This is a genomic window from Mucilaginibacter sp. P2_D11 (assembly GCF_056404435.1).
In genome coordinates this window covers 1-4,911 of the sequence record NZ_JBFUEA010000037.1, presented here as the reverse complement: position 1 = coordinate 4,911, position 4,911 = coordinate 1, and the positions used below count along the sequence as shown (strand labels likewise).

The 4,911-nt window shown below is 44.3% G+C and carries 5 protein-coding genes; all 5 read left to right on the top strand.

The annotated features are described in order from the left end of the window. Positions 1 to 767 (top strand): alpha-L-arabinofuranosidase C-terminal domain-containing protein (locus AC1DXC_RS27155; protein WP_477462317.1); only part of this gene is annotated, 767 nt, incomplete at its 5' end. 42 nt (positions 768 to 809) lie between these two features. Next, a complete protein-coding gene (locus AC1DXC_RS27150; RefSeq protein WP_477462316.1) occupies positions 810 to 1,172 on the top strand; it encodes a family 43 glycosylhydrolase in 363 nt (120 codons plus the stop codon). A gap of 351 nt (positions 1,173 to 1,523) precedes the next feature. Continuing rightward, on the top strand, positions 1,524 to 2,789 hold the full coding sequence (locus tag AC1DXC_RS27145) for a glycoside hydrolase family 27 protein (protein WP_477462315.1): 1,266 nt from the start codon (positions 1,524 to 1,526) through the stop codon (positions 2,787 to 2,789). 160 nt (positions 2,790 to 2,949) lie between these two features. Further along, positions 2,950 to 3,129, top strand: coding sequence for a hypothetical protein (locus AC1DXC_RS27140; protein WP_477462314.1), 180 nt, complete (start codon positions 2,950 to 2,952; stop codon positions 3,127 to 3,129). 37 nt (positions 3,130 to 3,166) lie between these two features. Further along, positions 3,167 to 4,911 (top strand): glycoside hydrolase family 2 TIM barrel-domain containing protein (locus AC1DXC_RS27135; RefSeq protein WP_477462313.1); only part of this gene is annotated, 1,745 nt, incomplete at its 3' end.

Sequence of the window (4,911 nt, the reverse complement as noted above, 5' to 3'; positions counted from 1 at the left end):
GCAAGCCCCAAATTGTAGACGAGCATTATTACCGCAATGCCTGGGGAATGGAAGAGGATGCAGCGCATTACGATAACTACGACCGTAAAGGATATAAAGTGTTTGTAGGTGAATGGGCAACAACAGAAGGCATGCCCACCACCACTTTGAATGCCGCCCTTGGCGATGCAGCCTGGATGACCGGTATGGAACGGAACTCAGACGTAGTCATCCGCTCATGCTATGCGCCTTTATTTGCAAATGTAAATAAGGCTACCGCAACCGCGCCGAAAGCATGGCAATGGGAATCAAACCTGATAGGTTATGATGCATTAACAAGTTTTGGTTCGCCATCATACCATGTACAAGTAATGTTTAACAGCTATATCGGCAATAAAGTGGTGCCTATAGCGGGCGCCAATATCCCTACCCAAACCAGGCCCGCCACCAAACAGGACAGCGCGGCGAACAACATGCCCAAACCTATACCAGGCCTGTTTTATGTAGCTACCCGGGACACCAAAACGGGGAAATTGTTTCTTAAAGTAGTAAATGCAACAGGAAAGCCGCAGCAGGTGGATATTGATTTAAAGGGGGCTATAAAATTATCACCAGAAGGTATTATCGTGGTCATAAAAGGCGATAAACCCGAAGATACCAACACCATCAGCGACCCGGTAAAAATAGTTCCGGTTACCTCCAAAATAAAAGTGCCCGGCGCTAAGTTTACAAGGACTTTCGATCCATATTCGGTAAGCGTGCTTCAAATAAATACATTAACCAAATAATTAAAACCAGGTAAGTACCAGGACAGAAAAGCAGATGTCGATATGAGAAGTACGATTTACAGGTTATGGCTGACGGCCTTAATTATTACCCTTATAGTGCCTAATTTATATGCACAAAAAGCCACCAACCCCATCATTTATGCAGATGTACCGGACATATCGATAGAACGTGTGGGCAATAGCTATTACATGAGCAGCACAACCATGCACATGAGCCCCGGTGTACCGATAATGAAGTCGAACGACCTGGTAACCTGGAAGACGGTGGGTTATGCCTATGATACTTTAGCAAATATTGATGCAACAAACCTCACAAATGGCAAAAACATGTATGGGGAGGGTTCGTGGGCAAGCTCAATCCGTTTCCATAAGGGCACCTATTATGTAAGCAGACCTGTTTTATGAAAAATGAACCTAATGTTAGACTCATCCCTATCAGGGAAGGCAGTTATAACCAATTATTAACCTGCGGCAAATTATGTGTCGCCACCTAACCCTCTTGATGAAAAAAACTCTAAATTATTTATTAGGCATCCTGACATTAACAAGATGCAATAAGCAAGAAATTGCTGATTTAAGTGTAAAACCAGTTATTACAAACACTAATAAGTCGTTCGACGCAACCAGTTACGTATTATTTACAATATAACTCTCCGATAGATGATCTCAAGTTTGAAAATTTTAACTTTTTTAATAGTATTTAGTTTTTGTACATCTGTAAAGGCGCAAAACACGAGTGTTGCGCTAACCCCTCCCATGGGATGGAACAGTTACAATTGTTACGGTATGACGGTTCATGAGGATGAGGTAAAAGCAAATGCTGATTACATGGCGCAAAACCTGAAGGCGCATGGCTGGCAATATATAGTGGTGGATTTTTTATGGTCCTATGATAGCCGAAGTGGCGACCCGTTTCAAAAAAGACTTAAAGATGGCTCATATAGCCCCTGGCTGGCAATGGACAAATGGGGGCGTTTAACACCTGATACAATTAAGTTTCCGTCGGCATTTGGCGGTAAGGGGTTTAAGCAATTGGCTGACTATGTCCATTCGCGGGGGTTGAAATTTGGTATTCATGTAATGCGTGGCATCCCACGCCAGGCAGTATGGGCAAAATCACCCGTAATGGGCACTAATGGCATAACTGCTGATATGATAGCCGATACTGGTTCAAAATGCGCCTGGAACAACCACATGTATGGCCTGAATATGGCTAAACCCGGTGCGCAGGAATACCTGAATTCAATATTGAAGTTATATGCCGCTTGGGACGTTGATTTTATTAAGGTTGATGACTTATCGGCTCCTTATCGCACTGCGGAGCTTGAGGGCTACCACGAGGCAATTGATAGTTGCGGCAGGGCCATCGTGTTCAGCACATCACCGGGGGCTACGCCTGTTTTTAAAGCTGATAACCTAAAACACAATGCCAATATGTGGCGGGTAGCCAATGACTTTTGGGACGAATGGCCCGCCGTATTGGAAATGTTTAATTATGGCAAACAATGGGAAGGCCTTGGCGGCCCCGGCCGTTGGCCCGATTGTGATATGATACAGATAGGCAAGTTGTCAAAACGGGGCCCTGTAGGTCCCGAGCGTTACAGCAAATTTACAGTAGATGAGGCGTATTCGCACATGACATTTTGGACCATCTTCCGCTCCCCGTTAATTTTGGGCGGCAACCTGCCCGAAAACAGGGAACGGGAATTGAAACTGTTTACAAACGATGAGGTGATAGCCGTTAATCAACATGGGACCGACCCGCGCCAGTTATACAAAACTAATGATGCAATGGTTTGGTATTCGCACGTGCCCAATAGCAAGGATATTTATGTCGCTTTATTCAACCTGGCGGCACAACCGCAGGATGTGGATATAAACTTTGCCCAACTTGGCCTGACAGGAAAGGTAGCCGTTCGGGACCTTTGGGAAAAACAAGATGTAGGTACCTTTAAAAACGGGTATAAAAAAACAATTAATACACACGGGGCCGCTTTGTTAAAACTATCGTTGCTTAATTAGGGTTCGGCTAACTTACAAGGTAGAGATAAAAATTTTGGCACCTTCGCGCTGTAACCGATAGTGCTTACAGCGAAGCAACATCGCCAGGATAAACACATCTGCCGGTAAACTAACGGCCGCAGATAGATAGCATCGATAAGAATAAAAGAAATAATATTGTATGAAATATACCATTGCCTGTTTTATGGCATTTTTCGTGGCCGGCGGCGTTTGGGCACAAAACAAAAGCGAGGTTGCGCTTAAAACGAAGATCAACGGCATCGTCAGCAAAATGATGCTGGAAGAAAAAATAGATGTGCTCACGGCAACGCGCCGAAGTATGGGATGGTTTAACAACTAAATGTATTATTCTACAATTAAAAAACACGCTCATTTTTATGAAAACGATATTTATGACCTTCTTTTTGCTTTTGGCCGGCAGTAATTTTAGTCACGCTCAAAATCAAAGTAGTATTGAACGAAAACAATTATTTGATTATCAATGGAAGTTCTTCCTGGGAGATACTGCTTCGGCTAAATCGAGGGATTTTAACGATAAGGCATGGCGAAGCCTTGATCTGCCGCATGATTGGAGTATAGAAGGTAAAGTAAGCCCTAAAAACCCAACAGGTGGTGCCGGCGGATATTTCCCGGCGGGTATTGGCTGGTATCGTAAAACCTTCAAAGCTCCGGGTGAATGGAAAGGCAAAAAAGTCTCCATTTATTTTGAAGGAGTTTATATGAATTCTGAAGTTTTTATAAATGGGAAATCGCTTGGAATTTACCCATATGGCTATTCATCCTTCAGTTACGATCTTTCTCCTTACCTGGATTTTAACAAGGAAAACGTGATAGCGGTTCGGGTAGACAATTCGCAACATCTCAACAGCAGGTGGTACAGTGGTTCGGGCATTTATCGTCACGTTTGGATGGTCGCTACCGAAACTGTGCATATAGCCCAGTGGGGCGTAGCCATCACAACCCCAGCTGTATCTTCAAAAAAGGCAACCGTTCAAATTAAAACACTGGTAAAAAACGAAACCGATCTGCCTAAAAGTATTGTTTTAAGTACCTGGTTAAGGGGCGCAGATGCTAAAAATGCCGGAAATGGTCAGATAAAGGTTGATCTGGCGGCTAATAGTGAGAAGGAAGTTACCCAAACCATAACGGTAAAAACTCCGCGGCTATGGACACCGCAAAGCCCCGGTTTATACCATGCCCGGATACAGGTGCTGCAAAATAAAAAAATAATTGATGCAACAGAGACGAGTTTTGGCATACGCTCTGTAAAATTCACCACCGAAAATGGGTTTCAGCTTAACGGCAAAACCGTAAAGCTTAATGGTGGTTGCGTGCATCATGACAACGGTTGCCTGGGCGCCGCCGCTTTCGACCGTGCAGAGGAGCGTAAGATAGAGCAACTCAAAGAAGCGGGATTTAATGCGGTAAGAACTTCTCATAATCCTCCTTCAGAGGCTTTTTTAAATGCTTGCGATAGGTTGGGCTTATTGGTTATCGACGAATCGTTTGATTGCTGGAAAGTCGGGAAAAATAAACAAGATTACGCCCAATATTTTAACCAGTGGTGGAAGCGCGACTTAGATGCTATGGTGTTGCGCGATCGTAATCACCCTTCAATTATTATGTGGAGCATTGGTAACGAAATACCGGAGCGCGGTACCCCGGGAGCTGTAGAAACCGCCAAAATGCTTGCCGATGCGATAAAAAAAATAGACCACACACGCCTGGTTACATCCGCAATTGTGGATAATGGTAAAGATTGGGCAACGCTTGATCCGCTTATGGCTGCACACGACGTTGCAGGTTATAATTATCACTTATGGAGTGCGTCTGCCGATCATCAGCGGGTGCCTTCGCGAATGATCATGCAAACGGAGTCGTATCCCAAGGATGCCTTTGCAAATTGGAAGTTGGTGAAGAATAACAATTATGTTATTGGGGATTTTGTTTGGACTGCTATGGACTATCTTGGCGAATCTGGGATTGGCCGTTGGTATTATTCGGGCGATGTTCCCGGTGAACATTGGGAGCATGATTTTTTCCCCTGGCATGGCGCCTATTGCGGCGATATCGATTTGATCGGATGGAGAAAGCCCATTTCCCACTATCGTAGCCTTTTATA

Bases quoted from the DNA above. Each gene is read 5' to 3' on its own strand.
- AC1DXC_RS27140 (WP_477462314.1), top strand. From the start codon at position 2,950: ATGAAATATACCATTGCCTGTTTTATGGCATTTTTCGTGGCCGGCGGC.
- AC1DXC_RS27150 (WP_477462316.1), top strand. From the start codon at position 810: ATGAGAAGTACGATTTACAGGTTATGGCTGACGGCCTTAATTATTACC.
- AC1DXC_RS27145 (WP_477462315.1), top strand. From the start codon at position 1,524: ATGGGATGGAACAGTTACAATTGTTACGGTATGACGGTTCATGAGGAT.